Here is a 21875-nt window from a genome sequence, read left to right on the forward strand (position 1 = left end):
ACAAGTAAATTTAATCTATTAATTGAGCTGCTCTAAATGACGGTTAATTTCATTTTGAATATTCGCTGAGGAACTATTTTTATTAAACTTCAGAATAGTAATTGCCTTCTCATGTTCATTCATATCGGTAAATAATGTTGAGCTCAAAGGTTTTGATTGTTGAAAATCTTTAGATTGGCTTTTGTGATTTAAAATTGCTTGCCTCATAGTTGGTGACGTATTATTTTTAGTAAAACTAAGGGCAACAGCCGCTTTAGCATGGCTATCTAATTCAGAAAAACTTAATCCTTGGTTAATGGCTTTTTTTGTATTAATTCCAGCTTGATTAAGGTGGTTATTAATCGCCTTTTGAGTCGATGCAGATGTGCTATTCTCAGTAAATGAAAGCGCCGTTGCCGCATTTTTATGTATATTATTTTCAGGTTTTGCGTAAGCCATATTAGCAGTGACAACGATAAGCCCTAAAGTCAAAATAACTTTTTTCATGATAAATCCTTATTAAAATAAAACAGAATAACTTTCTATATGGTTATAATAAGGGTTTATTTCTGTCTAATACCTGACAGAAAAATGACAAATCTGCCATTTTTCTTTTTTAACTCTAAATGAGAAATTTTATATATTATTAGGAAGGAAAATTGTAAAACGGGTAGAATACTCATCTGAAGTAATCTGAATAGATCCTTTATGTGCAAGTATAATTGATTTCACAATCGCTAAACCAATTCCACTTCCCTCATTTTTTCTTTGCCTTGATTTATCCACCCGATAAAAGCGATCAAATAACTTAGGGAGATGTTCTTCAGGGATTTTTTTACCTGGGTTACTAATGATAATCTCAATTCCACCTTTGACATTTGCCAAATTTATACTGACGGAATCACCTTTTGGCGTATAGCGGATGCCATTCGAAATTAAATTGGTAATTGCTCGACGAAGCATGTTTTTATCTGCAAAAATAGGGTTTGCTTCACCAATAAGTTTTAATTGAATTTCATTGTCTTCTGCTAAAAACTCAAAGTAATCAAGAATTAAAGTTATTTCCTCCTTAAGATTGATCTGTTTTTTCTCTGGGATCAATCGGTTATCATCGGCTTGCGCCAGAAATAACATGTCTGAGATCATCCGTGATAGTCGATTATATTCTTCCAAGTTTGAATAAAGCACCTCGACTAATTCTTCCTTTGTTCGATTTTTATTTAAAGATATTTGTGTTTCAGTCATTAAATTAGTGATAGGAGTGCGCATTTCATGGGCTATATCCGCTGAAAAATTGGTTTGCCTGACAAAAACATCTTCAATTTTAACCAACATTTGGTTAAATGAAATAGTTAATTGTTTTAGTTCTTTAGGGACAGCGGTTGGGTCTAAGCGAATACTTAAATTCTCTGAGGTGACATTTTTTATTTCATCACTGACATCTTTAAGTGGTTTCAACCCTTTGATAACAAGAAAATAAACAATAGAAACGGTTAAAAAACATAGCAAAACCGCACTGATAATTAAATTATTTATTAGTGAATTAAGGTAATCATGATGGAAATTTAAGGATAAAGCTGTTACTAGCCGATATTTTTTTGCTTCTGAAGGGCCACTGATTTTAATATAGCTTTCTGACAGGCGGTAATTTTTAAGGTAGAGGTCTTTATTGCTTTTGCTAGGGTCATAATTTTTTAAGTGGGAAATAAGTTCTGTTGTTGCATTCGGTGATGTTAATACCTTTCCATTATTGTCACTCAAATAAACCACAATATCTTGATGTTCATTAATAATAGTTCTGATCAGTGTATATTGCTCATCTTGTGAGCCAGCATTTTCGTTTAATAAACTGTGGATCGTTAAATTAATTTGGTTGAGTGTATATTCATCTTGCTGTTTAAAATGCAAAACGACAGAGTTGATCATAAGCCAGCTAAATAATAACAATGCAAGGGAAAGGGTGATGCTGATCAAGAAAATAAGCCGAGCAGAAATAGAGATCGGGGAGCGAAATAGCTTATTCATTTTCTGGGATCTCAAGTAAATACCCCATACCCCTAATGGTATGGATCAGTTTCGGTTCGTAATTATGATCGATTTTTGATCTTAAACGCTTAATCGCGACATCAATAACATTGGTGTCGCTATCAAAATTCATGTCCCATACTTTTGATGCAATTAAAGAGCGTGATAGCACTTCGCCTTGATGTAGAACAAAAAGCTCAAGCAAAGCAAATTCTTTACTCGTTAAATTAATTTTTTCATTAGACCGAGTGACTCGTCTTTTAATTAAATCAACATGCAAATCAGCAATAGAAAATTGAGTTTTTTGAATATTATTATTTCCTCGACGTAAAAGAGTTCTAACACGAGCAAGTAATTCAGAAAAATCGAAAGGTTTTACAAGATAATCGTCAGCGCCAAGTTCAAGGCCTTTCACTCGATGCTCAACATTACCTAATGCAGTTAACATTAATATAGGAGTGTTTTTGCCAATAGTACGTAGGTTTTTCGCTATTTCCCAACCGTTAATATCAGGCAACATGACATCAAGGATGATGAGGTCATACTCTTCTGTTGTTGCCATATGAAGCCCCGTAATACCATTTTCTATCGCATCGACAATAAAACCAGATTCAGTTAACCCTTTTGATAAATATTCTCTGGTTTTATGTTCATCTTCTACAATAAGTAATTTCACAAGTACCTCAAAGCTGAGTTGGAGCTATTTTATCCAGCTTTATTCTAAGCATTGAAACCAACAAATGTAAAATGACAAATTTGTCATTTTCATGTCATGAATCTAACAGGAGGTGTTTTTTACCATAGCAATAATTTTAATTACTAGGGGCGTGGCTATACCATGTTTTCACCAAAAATATTACTGATAGCTCATGCTCTAATTTTAACAGGGTGCGTCTCTCTCGCTCCTGAATATCAGCGCCCAAAGTCTAATGTACCAGAACAATTACATTCTGATTTAACGGCCGCTAGCAGAACAAGGGAATCGACATTTTCTATACCTAGCTGGCAAGCGTTTATTCAAGACCCGCAAATGAAAAGGGTGATACAGACAGCCCTTGAAAAGAACAGTGACCTTTATCTTGCCGCATTAGATGTGGAAGAAGCTCGTGTTCGTTTTGGCTTGTCTCAGGCTGAAAAGTACCCACAAATTAGCTCATCAGCGAGTGGTGATTATAACCAGTCACTGAATTCTGATTCATCTCTAAATAAAAAATACAGTGCGGGTATTGATATTAGTTATGAGCTCGATTTTTTTGGTCGTATTAAGAATTTATCAGAAGCTGATAAAGCAAAATTCCTTTCTTCTAAAGAAATGAGCCGAGCTACACAAATTTTAACGATTAAGGCTGTCGCTGACGCATATTTAGATGTGGTATACAACCAACAACTTTTATTAATTGCTAAAGAAACAAAAAACAGTTATCTCAACAGCCAATCTATTGTGAGGCAAAAAGTTGCAGCAGGAAATGCGACACTATCAGATTTAGAGCAAGCGAAAGGGCAAGTTCAATCCATTGAAATTAGTATAGAAAAAATTAATAGTGAAATAGTAAGAAATGAAAACTTAGTCAATTTCTTGACGCATGATTACGCTGAGAAAATAAAAATAGCCTCAACGAGCTATGAGCCAAAGTATCCACTTATTATAACCCCCTCAAATATACCTTCTGAAATGTTATTAAAAAGGCCTGATATTATGGCGGCAGAGCAAAATATTATTTCAGAAAATGCGAATATTGGTGTAGCAAGAGCGGCATTCTTCCCTTCTATTTCTTTCAATACTGGCATTGAGAATAGTAATGACTCTTTGTCGGGACTATTTGATTCCTCGAATGGTATTTGGAATTTTATTCCTAAAATTACACTCCCTATTTTTACTGGTGGTACAAATAGCCGAAATTTAGAGCTAGCGACTATTCGCAAAAATAAAGCAATTGTTAATTACGAGAAAAATATCCAAGTGGCTTTTCGTGAAGTGAAAGATGCGTTGGCGATTAAGTCTAGTTTAGAAAAACAAATATTCTCTCAAAAGCAGTATGTCAAAACGTTAGAACATGTATTGGCTCAAAAACAAGCTAGTTACCAATATGGCAGTTTAAGCTATTTAGATGTTCTTGAATCACAAAGAATTTTATTTACAGAGCAACAGAATTTATTGATGTTGAAAATAGAGCAGCAGAAGAATGAAGTGAATTTATTCTCTGCATTAGGTGGCGGACAAATAGGATCGTAAACATGAAAAATTTGAATAAAGTTATTTTTGCCCTTTCGATAGGGATGTTCACAACGATAGGTTACGCAAATACAGCGGAGCACGATCATTCTGTTTACCCAGAAAAAGTTGCTGAGCCGGTTATTAACACAGAAGGTAAGTTAATTGCGATTGATAAAGCGAATAAAAAACTAACAATTAACCACCAAGCAATTGAAAGTATTGGTTGGCCACCAATGACTATGCGTTTTACCTATGAAGATGAAAATATGATTAAAGGTTTACAAGAGAATGATGAACTAACGTTTTCTTTTTCTCAAAAAGGCAACCTTTCCATATTGAAATCAATCGAAAAGATAAATTAAATAGATAGAGAGATGTTATGTCATTAGTCAACCTGGCCAAATTACTGCTTGTGGTTATTTTATCGAGTGCGATTTCAATTTTATTTTACCGTTATTTCTTTGTAGATGAAAAACTGGTACAGGAAACTGAAAAACAAGAGCGCACCGTTTTATATTGGTATGACCCGATGTACCCAAATACTAAATTTGAGCAGCCGGGTAAGTCTCCTTTTATGGATATGGACTTAGTACCTAAATATGCGGATGAGAATTTAGCTTCAGCAGATAGTAAAGGGGTCACTATTAACCCAACACAAACGCAAAATTTAGGTGTAAAAACAGTGGCTGTGAAATGGGGAAAATTAAACTATGACTTAACATTTCCTGCTGAAATTGTATTTAATGACCACCAATTTGCCATCGTACAAGCACGGGAAAGTGGTTTTGTCGAAAAAGTTTATCCATTTACGGTGGGCGAGCAGATCCAAAAAGGAGAAGCTATCGCTGAGTTAACCATCCCTGCATGGGTCGAAGCTCAAAGTGAATATCTCGCCTTGAAGCAGATGGGCGTTCCACAAACAGATCTTAATAGCGTGCTTGAACGCCTACGTTTAAATGGCATGCCAGAAAATTCAATTGCTCAATTTATTAAAAGTAGCAAAGTACAAACTCGTTTTATCATCAAAGCGCCTATTTCAGGGGTGATTACAGCACTAAACCTACGCCTTGGAATGAATGTGACAAAAGAAGGAGTTATTGCTCAAATTCAAGGAACAACTCCATTATGGTTGAATGCATCTATTTCACAATCAACAGCAGAATTGTTGAATAAAGAGGTTCAATTTTCTGTTGCTATTCCTGCTTATCCTAATCACCAATTTAAAGTAAATAACTGGTTGATATTACCGAGTGCTGATGCGGCTAGCCGGACTATTAATATTCGTGCAGAAATTACAAATGGAGAAAATTTATTAAAACCTGGGATGACTGCTTATTTAAATTTAGTCGCTGAAGATAAAGAAAGTCTGTTAATTCCTTCTCAGGCGATAGTGGATTCAGGTAAAGAACAACATGTGATTGCGGTAGGGAAAGACGGTGAGTTTATCCCGAAAAAAGTCCGGGTCATCAAGGAATCTCAACAAATGACAGCCATATCTGAAGGTTTACAAGTTGGAGAGCCTATAGTGACTCAAGGTATTTTCCTTATTGATTCTGAAGCCAATATTGCTGGTGCATTAGCACGAATGGAAGCACTTTCTGAGCAAGCCACACCATCTAATCATTCATCACATAAATCTCAGGAGTAGACTATGTTGGAATGGATTATAAGACGCTCAGTAGCTAATCGGTTCTTGGTATTAATGGGGGTAGTTTTTTTAGTTATTGCAGGCCTCTGGAGTATTCGCCATACACCAGTTGATGCCTTGCCTGACTTATCCGATGTTCAAGTCATTATTAAAACGACCTATCCGGGTCAGGCCCCACAGTTAGTTGAAAACCAAGTTACTTACCCAATAACTACCACGATGTTATCTGTACCAGGTGCCAAAACAGTACGAGGTTTTTCTGCATTTGGCGATTCATATGTTTATGTTATTTTTGAAGATAATACTGATTTGTACTGGGCTCGTTCAAGGGTTTTGGAGTATTTAAATCAGGTTCAAACTAAGTTACCTAAAGGGGCAGTCGCATCGATTGGACCAGATGCGACAGGGGTAGGCTGGGTTTTTGAATATGCTTTAGTCGATAAAACTGGAAAGCATAATCTAGCTGAATTACGTTCATTACAAGATTGGTTTTTGAAGTATGAATTAAAAGCGCTGCCTAATGTTTCGGAAGTAGCAACCGTTGGTGGTGTGGTGAAATCATACCAAATAGTGGTTGACCCTCTGAAGCTTGCCCAGTTCTCAATTACTTTACCTGAGATAAAACAATCGGTAGAGATGGCTAACCAAGAAGCTGGGGGCTCTTCAATTGAGATTGCTGAAGCTGAGTATATGGTTAGAGCTAGTGGCTATCTTCAGTCACTGGATGATTTTAATAAAATTTACCTGAAAACATCTGAAAGTGGCATTCCTATTTATTTACAAGATGTTGCTCGAGTACAAGAAGGCCCTGAGATGCGCCGTGGGGTCGCGGAGCTGAATGGTGAGGGGGAAGTTGTTGGTGGAATAATTTTACTTCGCTCAGGTGAAAATGCACGTGATGTTATCCAAGATGTAAAACAAAAACTTGATGATTTAAAAGCTAGCTTACCCGAAGGTATTGAAATCATCACAACCTATGATAGAAGCATATTAATTGATAATGCTATAGATAATTTAAGTTATAAATTACTGGAAGAATTTATTGTTGTAGCCCTCGTCTGTGCCGTTTTTTTATGGCACTTTCGTTCGGCATTAGTGGCTATTATTTCTTTACCGCTTGGTTTATTTATTGCTTTTATTGTAATGCGCTATCAAGGAATAAATGCAAATATTATGTCGTTAGGGGGGATTGCAATTGCGATTGGTGCGATGGTTGACGCTGCAATCGTGATGATAGAGAACGCCCATAAAAAATTAGAAAAATGGCAACACCAAAATGAAAGTAAAATACTCGATAATGCTCAGCGTTGGAAACTTATAACTGATTCCGCTGTGGAAGTTGGGCCTGCCTTATTCATTAGTTTATTAATTATCACTCTTTCTTTTATCCCTATTTTTACGTTAGAAGGGCAAGAAGGACGGTTATTTGGACCACTTGCGTTTACAAAAACCTATGCAATGGCTGGGGCAGCTGCCTTAGCGTTAATAGTGATCCCTATTTTAATGGGGTATTGGATCCGCGGTAATATTCCAAATGAAAATAAAAACCCACTCAACCGTTGGCTTATCTCACTGTATAGCCCTATTTTGCTTAAGGTTTTAGCATGGCCGAAAACGACATTATTAATCGGTTTTTTAACACTATTTACCGTGATATGGCCGTTAAAGCATTTAGGCGGTGAATTCTTACCATCAATTAATGAGGGCGACTTGTTATATATGCCTTCAACATTGCCGGGGGTTTCACCCGCTCAAGCTGCATTTTTATTACAGAACACCGATAAGCTTATAAAAACCATTCCTGAAGTAGACACTGTATTTGGCAAAGTTGGTAAAGCTGAGACGGCAACAGACTCCGCTCCTATGGAAATGATTGAAACGACAATTCGTTTGAAACCACAATCACAGTGGCGAGAAGGGATGACGCTTGAAAAAATCATTGACGAATTAGATGAAACAGTTCGTTTACCAGGGGTTGCAAACCTATGGGTTCCACCAATTCGTAACCGGATCGATATGCTTTCAACGGGGGTAAAAAGCCCTATCGGGATTAAAGTTTCAGGTAAAGATCTCCAAGAAATTGATGCTTTAGCGCAAGAAATTGAAAAAGTAACTAAATCTGTGCCCGGTGTTGTTTCTGTATTAGCAGAAAGGTTGGTTGGTGGCCGCTATATTGATGTCAAGATTGATAGAGAAAAAGCCGCCCGTTATGGAATGAGTATTAGCGATGTACAAGTGTATATATCGATGGCGACAGGGGGGGAAATGATTGGTGAAACGGTAGAAGGTATTGAACGTTATCCCATAAGTCTAAGATATCCACAGGATCATCGAAATAGTGTTTCCGCATTGAAATTATTACCGATTTTAACGCCAAGTAAGCAACAAATTGTACTGAGTGATGTCGCCGATGTGGCTGTCAATATGGGGGCACCTATGTTGAAAACAGAAAATGCACGTCCAACAAGTTGGATTTATATTGACGCACGAGACCGCGATATGGTTTCTGTTATTAAAGATATTGATGCCGCAATAAAAGATAACATCCAAATGAAGCCGGGGTTGAGTTATTCATTTACAGGGCAATTTGAATTATTAGAAAGAGCTAACCAAAAGCTTATGCTAATGGTACCCGCAACTATTATGATCATTTTTGTGTTGTTGTATTTAGCTTTTAGGCGTTTCAGTGAAGCATTACTTATTTTACTCAGCCTACCTTTTGCTTTAGTCGGGGCTATTTGGTTCCTTTATTGGATGAATTTTAATTTATCCGTTGCGACGGGAACGGGGTTCATTGCATTGGCGGGCGTAGCCGCTGAGTTCGGTGTTGTTATGTTGATTTATTTAAGACATGCTATTGAAGATAAAGAAAAAGTGCAAGGAATTAACCAGTTATCAAAACAAGATTTAGATAGTGCATTATATGAAGGTGCAGTACTTAGAGTCAGACCTAAAGCCATGACGGTTGCGGTAATTTTAGCAGGTTTATTACCTATTTTATTAGGTACTGGAGTTGGCTCTGAAGTGATGAGTCGGATTGCAGCCCCCATGATTGGAGGAATGATCACTGCACCATTATTATCGTTATTTATTATTCCTGCTGCATACAAACTAATTTGTCAGGCGAGCAATAAAAAATAGATTTTTATAAATATTATTAGTGATTATTTAAAAGGTGAACTGGATGAAAAAACTAATTTTAAGTGGAATGTTATTACTGTCATTTTCGGCTTTTTCGCAAGCAGAAAGCGTACAATTGTATAAAGATGCAAACTGTGGCTGCTGCCAGTTATGGGGGGAAGCAATTAATAAAGCGGGCTATGATGTTGTTATTAATGAGATAAGTTATGATGAATTAAGCCAGTTAAATGATAAATTAAAGGTGCCTTATAATTTACGTAGCTGCCATATTGCGAAATATAAAGGGAAAGTGATTGTTGGTCATGTCCCTGTAAGTAGTCTTGACGCTATTGAATCACTCCCCGCGGATGTCGTTGGCATTTCGGTGCCGGGGATGCCAATTGGCAGTTTAGGGATGGAACAACCGGATGGCAGAACCCAGCCATATTCCGTCGTCCAATTTAAAGCGAATGGTGAATACCGTTAGTTTTTATTATTATCAAGTTGCAGATATACTCTGCAACTTGCCTTAAGAAGCAATTTATATTGAATCCTCTAAAATCAATTCAATAGTTTTAAGTTCCTGTTGCGTAAAAGCGCGATTTTTCAATATCCCCATAGCATCATCAATTTGGCTAATGCGACTAGCACCAATCAATACCGAGGTGATTCGGTCATGACGAAGTAGCCATGCTAAGGCCATTTGGTTGAGTTTTTGACCTCTTTTTTCCGCAAGTTCGTTCAACTGTTTGACTTTAGATAAAACACTTGAAGTGAGCCTTTCTGGCGGTAGTGAAGGGTTACCGGCAGCCCGTGAATCGGCAGGGATACCGTTTAAATAGCGGTCAGTTAAAATTCCACCAGCCAGTGGTGAATAAGCGATAGAGCCAACCCCTTCTTCTTCCAGTAAATCAAGGAGTCCTTCTTCGGGCGTGCGTTCTAACATGGAATATTTAGGTTGATGGATAAGACATGGAGTACCTAATTTATTGAGGATACTGATGGCCTCCTTTGCTACATCTGTAGGATAATTAGATATACCTACGTATAATGCTTTACCTTGGCGCACAATGAGGTTAAGAGCCCCCATGGTTTCTTCTAAAGGGGTGTTTGGATCAGGGCGGTGATGATAAAAAATATCGACATAATCAAGTCCCATCCGTTTCAAACTTTGATTTAGGCTTGCAATAAGATATTTTTTACTTCCCCAATCACCATAAGGGCCATCCCACATGGTATAACCTGCTTTTGAAGAAATAATCATTTCATCACGATAAGGTAGGAAATCTTGTTGTAAGATCCGACCAAATTTGCTTTCCGCAGCACCGGGTGGTGGGCCATAATTATTGGCGAGATCAAAATGGGTGATCCCAAGGTCAAATGCGTGCCGAAGCATGGCTTGGCAATTATCAAAAGGTTTGTTATCGCCGAAATTATGCCATAACCCTAATGAAATCATTGGTAAACGTAACCCGCTACGGCCACATGAACGATACTCCATTTCAGTATAGCGCTTTGATGATGCAACATAAGGCATACTTTACCTCCAAAATAGTGGGTAAAACTTAACCTATGTTGTCATAAACTGAAACCGTAAACTGAGTAATCGATGCGAATTTTTGTGAGTATGCAGGCTTTATTATTAAACTGTGATGGGGTACGAAAAAATAAAACATCTTGAAATAATCAGGTATTGACCTTATAGCAATACCTGAATTTGAGTTTTAAGGCTGTTCTGAGCGGGTAAAGACTAACTCATTACCTTTAGACTGGCTTTCATCAAATTGATAACCATCTAAATTAAAATCAGAAAGCTGATCTGTTTTCGTTAATTTATTTTGGATAATAAACCGGCTCATTAAACCACGAGCTTTCTTTGCATAAAAACTGATGACTTTATATTTACCGTTTTTTTCATCAAGAAAAATAGGTTTAATGATTTCGCCATCCAGTTTTTTAGTGTTCACTGATTTAAAATATTCATCGGATGCAAGGTTGACGAGCACTTGGTCTTTTTGCTCTGCAAGTGCTTGGTTAAGCTGTTTGGTGATAATGTCTCCCCAAAATTCATACAAGTCTTTGCCACGGGTGTTTTTTAAACGAATGCCCATTTCTAAGCGATATGGCTGCATCAAATCTAAAGGCCTTAATACGCCATACAGACCAGATAAAATACGCAAGTGAGATTGGGCAAATTCAAAATCTGCTTGAGAAAAGCTTTCGGCTTGCATGCCAGTATAGACATCACCTTTAAACGCTAAAATAGCTTGCCTTGCATTGTCAGGTGTAAAATCAGCATGCCACTCTGCGAAACGAGCGGCATTGAGCCCTGCTAGCTTATCACTAATTTTCATTAAACTTGCAATATCAGCGGGGGTTAGCTTACGGCATACATTAATCAGTTTCTGTGATTCAGCCAATAGCTCGGGTTGTGTGAATTGCTGGGTTGCCAGGGGGCTTTCGTAGTCTAATGTTTTTGCAGGTGAAATAGTAATCAGCATGACTTGACCCTTTTTAAACAATGATAGCCGTTACTTTAGCAAAAATTCATCCTTAATGGCTAATTGATATAATAAGCCAAACCAATATTGTTTTTTGTTATTCTTTAATCAATGATGTTTAGCTAAAAGGATTCAGTTTTATATCAAGGGGCGAAACCGATTGCCAATCAAATAGTTGCTTCTGACTGGATTTCCTTGCTTGCAGCAATGTGGATGCATGATATTATCTGTATACGGTGCGGCTATAGCCACAATTCCTTTATAATACGCAAAGTAATTCAAATTGTAGGTAGGTGGTAAGCAAACACCACTACAGCTTGAAGTATGACGGGTATAACAACGAGATTAAAGAAATGACCGATAAACTAACCTCCTTACGTAGTCTGACAACCGTTGTTGCTGATACTGGCGACATCGAAGCGATGAAGCTATACAAACCACAAGATGCGACAACTAATCCGTCGCTGATCTTAAATGCTGCACAAATGCCTGAATACCGCAAACTAATCGATGAAGCGGTAGAGTGGGCGCGTAAGCAAAGCAGCAACCGCGAGCAACAAATTGTTGATGCTTGTGACAAACTGGCAGTTAATATCGGTCTGGAAATTCTGAAATTAGTTCCGGGTCGTATTTCTACTGAAGTTGATGCGCGTCTTTCTTATGACGAAGAAGCTTGTATTGCTAAAGCTCGCCATTTAATCAAAATGTACAACGATGCTGGCATCAGCAATGACCGTATTCTGATTAAACTCGCTTCAACTTGGCAAGGTATCCGTGCTGCGGAGAAACTAGAAAAAGAAGGCATTAACTGTAACCTAACCTTATTATTCTCTTTTGCTCAAGCTCGTGCTTGTGCGGAAGCGGGGGTTTACCTAATTTCCCCATTTGTAGGCCGTATCCTTGACTGGTACAAAGCCAATACGGATAAAAAAGAATTTGCGCCACAAGAAGACCCAGGTGTGATTTCTGTGACTGAAATCTATAACTACTACAAAGCTCATGGCTATAAAACAGTAGTGATGGGTGCAAGCTTCCGTAATGTTGGTGAAATCATCGAATTAGCAGGTTGTGACCGTCTAACAATCTCTCCGGGCTTACTGAAAGAGTTATCTGAATCACAAGGTGAATTAGTTCGTAAACTGACTGATGCGGGTAAAACTCAAGAGCCAGGTGAAAAACTGACTGAAGCTGAGTTCTACTGGCAGCATAACCAAGACCCAATGGCGGTTGATAAACTGTCTGATGGTATTCGTAAGTTTGCGGTAGACCAAGAAAAACTGGAAAAAATGATTGCAGATTTACTGTAATATTACCTTTTTCTATTCAAACCCAGCTTACGAGCTGGGTTTTTTTATGGAAATTTTTCATTGAGTTAGTTCTCAATTTCAATATATAAAATTGAGGGCGCTGTATGAAAAAACGCATCATGATATGATAAGAGCCTGTTTACCCATGAGTAAACAGCTTCTGATTGATCAATTTTTTGAGGTTTATATGAATGAATTGCGCATAGGTCTGGTTTCAGTATCTGATCGTGCTTCGAGTGGTATTTATGAAGATAAAGGTATTCCTGCATTAGAAGAGTGGTTAGCAAAAACGCTGACAACGCCTTTTCGTATTGAAACTCGCCTGATCCCTGATGAGCAAATCATGATTGAGCAAACACTGTGTGAGCTGGTGGATGAATTTGCTTGCCACTTGGTTCTAACAACAGGTGGTACTGGGCCAGCTCGCCGTGATGTGACTCCAGATGCAACTCTTGCGGTTTCAGACCGTGAAATGCCCGGGTTTGGTGAACAAATGCGCCAAATTAGTTTGAAGTTTGTCCCTACGGCGATTTTATCCCGCCAAGTTGGTGTGATCCGTAATCAAGCTTTAATTTTGAACTTGCCAGGGCAGCCGAAAGCAATTGCCGAGACTCTTGAGGGGTTAAAAGATAAAGACGGTAATGTATTAGTCTCTGGGATTTTTGCCAGTATTCCATATTGCATTCAATTACTTGACGGCCCATATGTGGAAACTGACCCTGCAATAGTCAAAGCTTTTAGGCCTAAATCGGCGATCCGGTCAGAATAGTTATCGTGAGAAGTGTCATTGAACGTAATCAGGTGAGTGTTCCCCACCTGATTAAAACGATTTAAGGTAAATAATTAAAAACTATTCCTTATCATTAACTGCGCTGCCCAATAGGTAATACTGTTTTGCCATATTGTTCATTTAAAATCTCAGCAACAGCTAAGTAAAATGCACTGGCGCCGCAGATAATGCCCTCAAAACCTGCAAATTTCAGTAATGTGGCATTGCCTGTTATATTTCCAATGGCTAATAGCGCGAATAAAACCGTTAAGCTACCAAAGACAAATTGCAGTGCTAAGTTTGCTTTGAAGGTTCCTAAGAACATAAAAAAGGTAAAGACTCCCCAAATAGCGAGAAAGACGCCTAAAAACTCAGGGGAAGTTGCTTCGGCTAACCCTAATGTTGGTAAAAATAATAAACCAACTAATGAAATCCAAAACATGCCGTAGGAGGTAAATGCGGTTGCACCAAATGTATTGCCTTTTTTATACTCAATCAATCCAGCAATAAATTGAGCAAGCCCACCGTAGAAAATCCCCATACTTAAAATAACAGATGAAAGAGGAAAGAAACCTGCATTATGGATATTTAGCAGGATGGTTGTCATACCAAAGCCGAGTAAACCAAGCGGGCCTGGATTTGCAAGAGAGCTAGGCTGCATATAACCTCTAGTAAAATATATAAAATTCAAGTGGATATAAGTTGATTAATGCTGCCTGGTTGGCAGCAACGGCGGATCATACGCAGTTTCAATTGCTCAAACCATGATCACAAGACAGGTTTTTTTGCAATAAATGCAAATTTTTTTTAATTCCCCCCTTGATGAATGGATTTGTGACCCCATCTTTAAGACATCGACGGATATCAATCAGAATTATTGCGTATTTAAAAATAATTTTGAGCTCAGAGTGAAAACTCCCTTGAAAATGAAATATTGAGCCACATATAGATTGATATCGAAATCATAGTGAAAAGAATTCCTTTGGAGGCGTTTTAGATGGGTAAAATTATTGGTATCGACTTGGGTACAACAAACTCATGCGTTGCAATTATGGATGGTACTACAGCTCGTGTTCTGGAGAACAGCGAAGGTGATAGAACTACTCCTTCCATCATTGCGTACACTCAAGATGGTGAAATTTTAGTTGGTCAGCCAGCAAAACGTCAGGCTGTGACTAACCCTGAAAATACTTTATTTGCAATCAAACGTTTGATTGGTCGTCGTTTCCAAGACGAAGAAGTTCAACGCGACGTTTCTATCATGCCATATAAAATTATTGCGGCTGATAACGGCGATGCTTGGTTAGACGTGAAAGGCCAAAAAATGGCTCCACCACAAGTTTCAGCTGAAGTTCTGAAAAAAATGAAGAAAACAGCAGAAGACTATTTAGGTGAGCCTGTAACAGAAGCTGTTATCACTGTTCCTGCATACTTTAATGATGCGCAACGTCAAGCAACTAAAGATGCGGGTCGTATCGCTGGTTTAGAAGTAAAACGTATCATTAACGAACCAACAGCTGCTGCTCTGGCCTATGGTTTAGATAGAGAAGTTGGTAACCGTACTATTGCGGTTTATGACTTAGGTGGTGGTACATTCGACTTATCAATTATCGAAATCGATGAAGTTGATGGCGAAAAAACATATGAAGTACTGGCAACCAACGGTGATACTCACTTAGGTGGTGAAGACTTCGATACTCGTTTAATCAATTACTTAGTTGAAGAATTTAAGAAAGAACAAGGTGTTGACCTGCGTAACGACCCGTTAGCAATGCAACGTCTGAAAGAATCTGCAGAAAAAGCAAAAATTGAGCTGTCTTCTGCACAACAAACTGATGTTAACCTGCCGTATATTACTGCGGATGCAACAGGTCCTAAACATATGAATATCAAAGTGACTCGTGCGAAATTAGAGTCACTGGTAGAAGATTTAGTTAAGCGTTCAATGGAGCCAGTTAAAGTTGCTCTACAAGACGCAGGTTTAAGCGTGAGTGAAATCAACGACGTTATTTTAGTTGGTGGTCAAACACGTATGCCAATGGTACAAAAAGTTGTTGCTGATTTCTTCGGTAAAGAGCCACGTAAAGACGTGAACCCTGACGAAGCAGTGGCAATGGGTGCAGCAGTCCAAGGTGGTGTTTTAGCGGGTGATGTTAAAGACGTTCTGTTACTTGACGTAACGCCTCTGTCTTTAGGTATCGAAACTATGGGCGGTGTGATGACTTCGTTAATCTCGAAGAACACGACTATCCCAACGAAACACAGCCAAGTATTCTCAACCGCTGAAGATAACCAAGCTGCAGTAACTATCCATGTTCTGCAAGGTGAGCGTAAACGTGCAAGTGATAACAAATCACTGGGTCAGTTTAACTTAGATGGTATCCAAGCAGCACCACGTGGTATGCCACAAATTGAAGTTACTTTCGACATTGATGCTGATGGTATCTTGCATGTTTCTGCGAAAGATAAAAACAGTGGTCGTGAGCAAAATATCACTATTAAAGCTTCCTCTGGTCTGAATGACGAGGAAATCGAAAAAATGGTACGTGACGCAGAAGCGAACGCTGAATCTGACCGTAAATTTGAAGAGTTGGTTCAAGTTCGTAATCAAGCTGACCAACTGGTGCATGGTACTCGTAAACAAATCGAAGAAGCCGGTGATAAACTCCCAGCGGAAGATAAAGCGAATATCGAAAAAGCAACTTCTGAGTTAGAAGCAGCATCTAAAGGTGAAGATAAAGCAGATATTGAAGCGAAAATCCAAGCCTTAGTAACTGCATCTGCGAAACTTTTAGAAATTGCACAACAACAAGCTCAAGCTGGTGGCGCAGATGCAACTGGCGCTGAAGCTAAGAAAGATGATGATGTTGTTGATGCTGAATTCGAAGAAGTTAACGACAAAGACAAAAAATAATGCCCTTAGCGGGCGCAGTAGCTGTAGCAAATGATAGTTACTGATACCGGATACGGGCGTCGAGGAAACTCTACGCCCGTTCCGCATGTTAAGGGTAAATAGAGAATGGCAAAAAGAGACTTTTATGAGGTTCTAGGCCTCGAGAAAAATGCTTCCGAAAAAGATATTAAGCGGGCTTATAAGCGCTTAGCAATGAAGTATCACCCTGACCGTAATCAGGGGAATAAAGACGAATCCGAAGTCAAATTTAAAGAAATTAAAGAGGCTTACGAAGTTCTATCTGATGATCAAAAACGTGCAGCTTATGACCAATATGGCCATGCGGCGTTTGAACAAGGTGGAATGGGCGGCGGTGGTTTCGGCGGTGGTGCTGACTTTAGCGATATCTTTGGTGACGTCTTCGGTGATATTTTTGGAGGCGGCCGCAGACAGCAACGCCCAAGCCGTGGTTCTGACCTGCAATACAACATGGAACTGACTCTTGAAGAAGCCGTCCGTGGAGTGACCAAAGAAATTCGTATTCCAACACTGGAAACCTGTGATGTGTGCCATGGAAATGGTGCTAAACCAGGGACCAGTGCAGATACCTGCTCAACCTGTCATGGGATGGGGCAAGTACATATGCGCCAAGGCTTTTTCTCAGTACAACAGCCTTGCCCAACCTGTCATGGTCGCGGTAAAGTGATTAAAGACCCATGCAATAAATGTCATGGTCATGGTCGAGTTGAAAGGTATAAAACCTTATCAGTAAAAATTCCTGCAGGGGTTGATACAGGTGACCGCGTTCGCTTATCTGGCGAAGGTGAGGCCGGTGAAAATGGGGCGCCATCAGGGGATTTATTCGTTCAGGTTCATGTATTACCTCATAATATTTTTGAGCGTGATGGTAATAACTTGCATTGTGAAGTGCCTATTAACTTCGCTGACGCTGCACTTGGAGGGGAAATTGAAGTCCCAACTCTTGATGGGCGTGTGAAACTAAAAATCCCGGCAGAAACTCAGACCGGTAAAATTTTCCGCATGAAAGGGAAAGGGGTGAAATCCGTTCGTGGGGGCTTACAAGGTGATTTAATGTGCCACATTGTGGTCGAAACACCAGTCAAACTGAATGAGAAACAAAAAGCATTACTGCAAGAGTTTGGTGAGTCGTTAGGTGGAAAAGGGGGAGAAAAGAATAGCCCTCGTTCTAAAAGTTTTTTAGATGGTGTTAAAAAATTCTTTGATGATTTAACTAAATAAATAATTAGTTAATAATAAATCAAGCTGGATGGCTGACTTTACATATGGTGAAGTCAGCCATTTTTATACCTTATTTAACAACTTCTCCGCTAGCAATCACCGTTTTACGTACTTGGTTAGCAAAATCTTGGGCCTCTGCAATAATTGACCCCTCATTTGCGGTCAGTAATTGGCGATCTTTCATCAATAGCTTACCATCAACAATAGTATGGCGAACATTCGAGCCATTGGCTCCATACACTAAAGCAGCATATGGGCTATACATAGGAACCATATTTGGTGATTTAGTATCAATAACAATAATGTCTGCCAACTTACCTTCTTCAAGGGAACCTAATTTGTCTTCCATATGTAGTGCTCGAGCAGAACCCATTGTTGCCATTTCAACAACGGTAATAGGTGGCATAGCAGCTCTATCTTTATTTTCGAGTTTGTGAATTTTACCGACCAAATTGAGTTCATTTAAGGTGGTTAGCGTGTTGCTCGACATCGGCCCATCGGTCCCTAGACCTACCCGAATTCCTTTTTCTAGCATAGTTGTTACGGGAGCAACTCCCTTAGCTGATTTAGTATTCGCACTAATATTATGTGCGACACCTACATCATATTGCTTTAATAAATCCATGTCTTTTTCATCGACCATAATGGCATGGGCGGCGATAACTTTATTATTCAATGCGCCAATATCAGCCATGTACTGAACAGGGCTTTTACCACCAGTGCGTTTCGCAATTTCTTCTTGTTCACGGTCTGTTTCGGCGAGGTGGATCATCACTGGCACATTCAGTTCTTGAGATAACTTAGCAATTTTCTGCAAATGTTCAGTTGAATTGGTATAGGGAGCATGAGGGGCGAAAGCTGGTGTAATACGTGGATGATTTTTATATTGGTTAATAAAGTTAACGGCATATTCAATGCCTTCATCGGCATTTTTCGCATCAGCCACAGGGAATTTGATGACTGACTCCCCTAGTACCGCCCTTAAACCAATTTTATCTACTGTTTTAGCGACTTCATCCTCAAAATAATACATATCAACGTATGTGGTAACACCACCTTTAATCATTTCGATATTGGCGAGATTTGCCCCAATACGTACCATCTCACGAGATACCATTTTGCTTTCTAATGGGAAAATATAGCGATGTAAGCGGTCAGGCACATCATCGGCTAAAGAGCGAAATACAGTCATAGAGGCGTGAGTATGGGTATTAATTAGCCCAGGCATAACAATATCACCATTAACATTTAGAACATCTGATGCTTGATAATTTTTTGCTAGCTCAGGCCCCCCAACAGCTATGATTTTGTTGTCTTTAACCACAACGGTTCCGTGGTCGATAACTTGTTTTTTATTATCCATAGTGAGGACAGTACCATCAACAATCATGATATCAGCGGGCGTAGCAGCAAAGCTGGTGAAAGAAGCGCTGATAACAGTTAGTGCTAGTAAGGATTTTGAGAATGACATTATTGCCTCATATCTAAATGAAAAATTAGCTGCGTTTTTTATATATCGTTTCAGGGTGTTTGAGAGTGAAGTTAATTGCAATCACTCTGGGTATTTTGATATACCAATGATAGTTTACAGAGACTATTATAAAAACTAATAGTTATTTTATTAGTAATATCAGTGTATTAGTATATTAGGTGCTGAGTTTAGCGAGTAAGACACCAAATAAAATAACGACACAGGCAATGACCCGCATCATATTGAACTTTTCTTTCAGAAAAACAATCGATAAAAACATGGCAAACAGAACGCTGGTTTCTCTAATGGCAGCAACGACGACAATAGGTGCTTGGCTCATTGCCCATATTGCAATCCCGTAACTGATAAGTTGCATTAACCCACCTAATAGCCCTGAACGCCAATATTGCTGAACCCCGCTCAATAAACGACGACGGTATTTAATGATGCCAGGTACGATTAATACGACCCCATTTAATAAAAATAACCAAAGTGTATACACCACAGGGTCTTCGCTAGATCGAGAACCATGACCATCTGATAGGGTATAGCAAGCCGTAAAAAAAGCGGTACATAAAGCGAAGGTGAGCGCCTTCCCATTGATATTTAAGGTGAATTTTTTCCCTGCAAAAGCAATTAAGACAACACCACTTATAATTAATAGGATGCCAATAAACCCCATTAATGGTATTAACTCATTGAATAATAAAGCACTAAGTAGAGCCGTTATTAAAGGTGCAGACCCACGAGATATTGGGTAAATCTGCCCTAGATCGCCGTATGTATAAGCCTGACTCAAAAAGTAGGTATAACCAATATGAAACAGTACCGATAACGCAAGCCAATGGATGGCCTCAGGCGAAGGTAAACCAAGCCAAAGTATTGCAGGTATGGTTAATACCCCTGAAAAAAAAGAAATCATCACAAGGCCGAAGAAACGGTCACTGCCAAATTTAACTAGGGCATTCCAAGTCGCATGGCAAAAAGCAGCGAAAAGTACGGCAAATAGTACGTAAGTTGTCATCGTTAAATAGTAATCGTTAGTGTTTTATTGGCAAATTAACCACATCGTTTTTGAGAAGCGCTTGGCAACTATTTTATTAGCAGTCTCCCACATTTAACTTTTTTGCGAAAGGAATCGAATAAAGAAAGGAGGAAGCTTTTATCAGGACATAAAGAAATGTAGATTTTGTACTGTAATAAAAGTTGAATTTATAAAGTTTATTTTTAACAAAAGTTATTATTTGTTTTTATAAAAATTGTCTATAGTAAAATTAACGTTTTTTTATCATTTAGCGTGATCATCGCCCTTAAAACATCGTCTATTCCGAGTGGTAATGGATAAATAAACGATTTTTTACGAATTAATAATTAGCATAGTATTAACATTCAAAAAAATACTGGGGTTATATATATGACAGCAATTATTCGTAAATTTTTAAGGTTAGAAGCAGCAGGGGGCTTACTTCTGATTATTGCTGCCATAGTCGCTTTAGTAATGGCTAATTCACCATTACAAGGGGCTTATCAGCAATTTTTAGATATCCCCGTGTCCATTAAAATATCAGAGTTTGGTTTGGATAAGCCATTGATATTATGGATTAATGACTTCTTAATGGCGATCTTCTTTTTGGTTGTTGGCCTTGAAGTAAAGCGTGAATTATTAGAAGGATCTCTTGCTGGACGAGATAAAGCCATATTTCCTGCAATTGCAGCACTTGGAGGAATGTTAGCACCTGCATTAATTTACCTTTTATTTAATGGCGGAGACAGTGTTACTCAACAAGGTTGGGCGATACCTGCTGCAACTGATATTGCATTTGCATTGGGAGTGATGGCGCTATTAGGAAAGCGTGTACCAACAGAATTAAAAGTGTTCTTATTAGCACTAGCCATTATTGATGATCTTGGTGTCATTGTTATTATTGCATTTTTCTATACAAGTTCTGTATCTCTGATTGCCTTAGGTTTATCAGCATTATGTATCGCCTTGTTATGTGTAATGAATTGGCGTAGGGTTGAGAATACTGCCGCATATTTGGTTATTGGTATCATACTGTGGGTGTGCATATTAAAATCAGGTGTTCATGCTACATTAGCGGGTGTTATTGTTGGCTTCTTAATTCCATTACATGGTACGAATAAGACTAAGCCTTCTGAAGAATTAGAGCATGTTTTACACCCATGGGTTGTCTATCTAATTTTACCTATATTTGCTTTTGCGAATTCGGGCGTTCAGCTACAAGGCGTCACTTTTGAAGGGTTACTCAGCCCATTGCCATTAGGTGTCGCTGCGGGGCTTATTCTCGGTAAACCAATTGGGATTTTTCTGTTTAGTTGGGTTTCGGTAAAACTTGGGTTTGCAAAATTACCTGAGTCGATTAACTTAAAGCAAGTCTTTGCTGTTTCGGTTCTATGTGGGATCGGTTTTACTATGTCTATTTTTATAACGGGTCTCGCATTTGATGGGCTTGATGAGGTGTATAGTACCTATTCACGCCTAGGGATCTTAATTGGCTCTACATTAGCAGCATTCTTAGGTTATTTTATGTTAAGGGTAGTCTTACCGAAGCAAAAAGAGTCAGTATAGTTCATACTATCGAAATAATTTTTCAAATTATTAGTAAGAATTTCCGAGCTAATACTCTATGATATGCCGCAGTATATTGTGAATATACTGCGGCATT

Annotated in this window: 18 protein-coding genes; 10 read left to right on the top strand and 8 right to left on the bottom strand. The window is 38.6% G+C overall.

The window, feature by feature from the left end; all coding sequences use genetic code 11:
* Positions 1–18: 18 nt before the first annotated feature.
* The 3 genes from ABE954_RS03515 to ABE954_RS03525 all read right to left on the bottom strand — a co-directional run bounded on the left by ABE954_RS03515 (position 19) and on the right by ABE954_RS03525 (position 2680).
* Positions 19–486 carry a hypothetical protein gene (locus tag ABE954_RS03515; protein WP_166686983.1) on the bottom strand — a complete coding sequence of 156 codons (468 nt, stop codon included), beginning with the start codon at positions 484–486 and terminating at the stop codon, positions 19–21.
* Between the two features lie 129 nt (positions 487–615).
* Complete coding sequence (locus tag ABE954_RS03520) at positions 616–2004, bottom strand: Cu(+)/Ag(+) sensor histidine kinase (protein WP_371025728.1); 1389 nt, start codon at positions 2002–2004, stop codon at positions 616–618.
* Complete coding sequence (locus ABE954_RS03525) at positions 1997–2680, bottom strand: heavy metal response regulator transcription factor (RefSeq protein WP_048608439.1); 684 nt, start codon at positions 2678–2680, stop codon at positions 1997–1999. The genes ABE954_RS03520 and ABE954_RS03525 overlap by 8 nt, the downstream gene beginning before the upstream one ends.
* A 162-nt stretch (positions 2681–2842) precedes the next feature.
* Between ABE954_RS03525 and ABE954_RS03530 the strand changes: the two genes are divergently transcribed.
* Genes ABE954_RS03530 through ABE954_RS03550 form a run of 5 tightly spaced genes read left to right on the top strand, consistent with a single transcriptional unit; the run spans position 2843 to position 9474 of the window.
* Complete coding sequence (locus ABE954_RS03530) at positions 2843–4237, top strand: efflux transporter outer membrane subunit (RefSeq protein ID WP_187550677.1); 1395 nt, start codon at positions 2843–2845, stop codon at positions 4235–4237.
* A 2-nt stretch (positions 4238–4239) separates the two neighbouring features.
* Entirely contained in the window at positions 4240–4581 is a 342-nt protein-coding gene (locus tag ABE954_RS03535; protein WP_042846995.1) for a copper-binding protein, read from the top strand.
* A gap of 17 nt (positions 4582–4598) precedes the next feature.
* Positions 4599–5867: an efflux RND transporter periplasmic adaptor subunit gene (locus ABE954_RS03540; RefSeq protein WP_042846994.1), complete on the top strand. Its 1269-nt coding sequence runs from the start codon at positions 4599–4601 to the stop codon at positions 5865–5867.
* A gap of 3 nt (positions 5868–5870) precedes the next feature.
* Entirely contained in the window at positions 5871–9008 is a 3138-nt protein-coding gene (locus ABE954_RS03545) for an efflux RND transporter permease subunit (protein WP_371025729.1), read from the top strand.
* 43 nt (positions 9009–9051) lie between these two features.
* The gene (locus ABE954_RS03550; RefSeq protein ID WP_042846992.1) at positions 9052–9474 is read left to right on the top strand and encodes a DUF411 domain-containing protein; all 423 of its coding nucleotides are present in this window, start codon (positions 9052–9054) and stop codon (positions 9472–9474) included.
* Between the two features lie 54 nt (positions 9475–9528).
* Here ABE954_RS03550 and ABE954_RS03555 read toward each other — a convergent pair whose 3' ends face one another.
* Together ABE954_RS03555 and yaaA are read right to left on the bottom strand one after the other, a co-directional pair.
* Positions 9529–10524: an aldo/keto reductase gene (locus ABE954_RS03555; protein ID WP_042846991.1), complete on the bottom strand. Its 996-nt coding sequence runs from the start codon at positions 10522–10524 to the stop codon at positions 9529–9531.
* A 187-nt stretch (positions 10525–10711) separates the two neighbouring features.
* Positions 10712–11488: a peroxide stress protein YaaA gene (gene yaaA, locus ABE954_RS03560; RefSeq protein ID WP_048608432.1), complete on the bottom strand. Its 777-nt coding sequence runs from the start codon at positions 11486–11488 to the stop codon at positions 10712–10714.
* 353 nt (positions 11489–11841) lie between these two features.
* Between yaaA and tal the strand changes: the two genes are divergently transcribed.
* Positions 11842–12795 carry a transaldolase gene (gene tal / locus ABE954_RS03565; protein WP_042846989.1) on the top strand — a complete coding sequence of 318 codons (954 nt, stop codon included), beginning with the start codon at positions 11842–11844 and terminating at the stop codon, positions 12793–12795.
* A gap of 187 nt (positions 12796–12982) precedes the next feature.
* Positions 12983–13564, top strand: coding sequence for a molybdopterin adenylyltransferase (gene mog / locus ABE954_RS03570; protein WP_042847030.1), 582 nt, complete (start codon positions 12983–12985; stop codon positions 13562–13564).
* A 94-nt stretch (positions 13565–13658) separates the two neighbouring features.
* On the opposite strand, the gene satP is transcribed toward mog, so the two are convergent.
* Positions 13659–14225 (bottom strand): acetate uptake transporter, encoded by a 567-nt coding sequence (satP, locus tag ABE954_RS03575; protein WP_042846988.1) that lies wholly within the window; start codon positions 14223–14225, stop codon positions 13659–13661.
* Positions 14226–14561: 336 nt separating this feature from the next.
* On the opposite strand from satP, the gene dnaK reads away from it, so the two are divergent.
* Both dnaK and dnaJ read left to right on the top strand, forming a co-directional pair.
* Positions 14562–16478 carry a molecular chaperone DnaK gene (gene dnaK, locus ABE954_RS03580; protein WP_048608428.1) on the top strand — a complete coding sequence of 639 codons (1917 nt, stop codon included), beginning with the start codon at positions 14562–14564 and terminating at the stop codon, positions 16476–16478.
* A gap of 105 nt (positions 16479–16583) precedes the next feature.
* Positions 16584–17717 (top strand): molecular chaperone DnaJ, encoded by a 1134-nt coding sequence (gene dnaJ / locus ABE954_RS03585; protein WP_042846986.1) that lies wholly within the window; start codon positions 16584–16586, stop codon positions 17715–17717.
* A 70-nt stretch (positions 17718–17787) separates the two neighbouring features.
* Here dnaJ and ABE954_RS03590 read toward each other — a convergent pair whose 3' ends face one another.
* On the bottom strand, positions 17788–19188 hold the full coding sequence (locus ABE954_RS03590) for an amidohydrolase (protein ID WP_048608426.1): 1401 nt from the start codon (positions 19186–19188) through the stop codon (positions 17788–17790).
* A gap of 175 nt (positions 19189–19363) precedes the next feature.
* Positions 19364–20212 carry an EamA family transporter gene (locus ABE954_RS03595; RefSeq protein ID WP_129466869.1) on the bottom strand — a complete coding sequence of 283 codons (849 nt, stop codon included), beginning with the start codon at positions 20210–20212 and terminating at the stop codon, positions 19364–19366.
* A gap of 390 nt (positions 20213–20602) precedes the next feature.
* Between ABE954_RS03595 and nhaA the strand changes: the two genes are divergently transcribed.
* Positions 20603–21778 carry a Na+/H+ antiporter NhaA gene (gene nhaA / locus ABE954_RS03600; protein WP_048608421.1) on the top strand — a complete coding sequence of 392 codons (1176 nt, stop codon included), beginning with the start codon at positions 20603–20605 and terminating at the stop codon, positions 21776–21778.
* Positions 21779–21875 lie beyond the last annotated feature (97 nt).

This window comes from Providencia sp. TYF-12, assembly GCF_041344805.1.
Lineage (GTDB): Bacteria > Pseudomonadota > Gammaproteobacteria > Enterobacterales > Enterobacteriaceae > Providencia > Providencia huashanensis.

Bases quoted from the DNA above. Each gene is read 5' to 3' on its own strand.
- ABE954_RS03515 (WP_166686983.1), bottom strand. From the start codon at position 486: ATGAAAAAAGTTATTTTGACTTTAGGGCTTATCGTTGTCACTGCTAAT.
- ABE954_RS03520 (WP_371025728.1), bottom strand. From the start codon at position 2,004: ATGAATAAGCTATTTCGCTCCCCGATCTCTATTTCTGCTCGGCTTATT.
- ABE954_RS03530 (WP_187550677.1), top strand. From the start codon at position 2,843: ATGTTTTCACCAAAAATATTACTGATAGCTCATGCTCTAATTTTAACA.
- ABE954_RS03535 (WP_042846995.1), top strand. From the start codon at position 4,240: ATGAAAAATTTGAATAAAGTTATTTTTGCCCTTTCGATAGGGATGTTC.
- ABE954_RS03540 (WP_042846994.1), top strand. From the start codon at position 4,599: ATGTCATTAGTCAACCTGGCCAAATTACTGCTTGTGGTTATTTTATCG.
- ABE954_RS03545 (WP_371025729.1), top strand. From the start codon at position 5,871: ATGTTGGAATGGATTATAAGACGCTCAGTAGCTAATCGGTTCTTGGTA.
- ABE954_RS03550 (WP_042846992.1), top strand. From the start codon at position 9,052: ATGAAAAAACTAATTTTAAGTGGAATGTTATTACTGTCATTTTCGGCT.
- ABE954_RS03555 (WP_042846991.1), bottom strand. From the start codon at position 10,524: ATGCCTTATGTTGCATCATCAAAGCGCTATACTGAAATGGAGTATCGT.
- yaaA (WP_048608432.1), bottom strand. From the start codon at position 11,488: ATGCTGATTACTATTTCACCTGCAAAAACATTAGACTACGAAAGCCCC.
- tal (WP_042846989.1), top strand. From the start codon at position 11,842: ATGACCGATAAACTAACCTCCTTACGTAGTCTGACAACCGTTGTTGCT.
- mog (WP_042847030.1), top strand. From the start codon at position 12,983: ATGAATGAATTGCGCATAGGTCTGGTTTCAGTATCTGATCGTGCTTCG.
- satP (WP_042846988.1), bottom strand. From the start codon at position 14,225: ATGCAGCCTAGCTCTCTTGCAAATCCAGGCCCGCTTGGTTTACTCGGC.
- dnaK (WP_048608428.1), top strand. From the start codon at position 14,562: ATGGGTAAAATTATTGGTATCGACTTGGGTACAACAAACTCATGCGTT.
- dnaJ (WP_042846986.1), top strand. From the start codon at position 16,584: ATGGCAAAAAGAGACTTTTATGAGGTTCTAGGCCTCGAGAAAAATGCT.
- ABE954_RS03590 (WP_048608426.1), bottom strand. From the start codon at position 19,188: ATGTCATTCTCAAAATCCTTACTAGCACTAACTGTTATCAGCGCTTCT.
- ABE954_RS03595 (WP_129466869.1), bottom strand. From the start codon at position 20,212: ATGACAACTTACGTACTATTTGCCGTACTTTTCGCTGCTTTTTGCCAT.
- nhaA (WP_048608421.1), top strand. From the start codon at position 20,603: ATGACAGCAATTATTCGTAAATTTTTAAGGTTAGAAGCAGCAGGGGGC.